At 46.4% G+C, this 250-nt stretch carries 1 protein-coding gene; it reads left to right on the top strand.

Going from position 1 to position 250, the window contains the following annotated elements; all coding sequences use genetic code 11:
- Positions 1-250, top strand: a 250-nt coding sequence (locus tag AAEY78_RS14310) for a methyltransferase domain-containing protein (RefSeq protein ID WP_352340093.1), incomplete at both ends; no start/stop codon positions are given.

Raw genomic sequence — 250 nt, 5'->3', positions numbered from 1 at the left:
CTTGTGATCTATTGGATCTCAAAGCAGGTGAGCGTGTGTTAGATCTCTTTAGCGGTTTAGGTAACTTTAGCCTACCACTTGCTCGCCTAGTCGGTGAATCTGGTAAAGTGATTGGCGTTGAAGGCAGCGAGGCTATGACTCTACGTGCTGCCAATAATGCAAAGCGTAATGGCATCGGTAATACTGAATTCTACAGCCAAGACCTCACTCAAGATTGTACAGACAAGCCTTGGGCTAATCAGGGCTTTGA

Source organism: Psychrobacter sp. 16-MNA-CIBAN-0192 (genome assembly GCF_040309565.1).
Taxonomy (GTDB): Bacteria; Pseudomonadota; Gammaproteobacteria; order Pseudomonadales; family Moraxellaceae; genus Psychrobacter.
The sequence above is the reverse complement of the archived record's forward strand: the minus strand, read 5'-3'. Positions and strand labels throughout refer to the sequence as shown.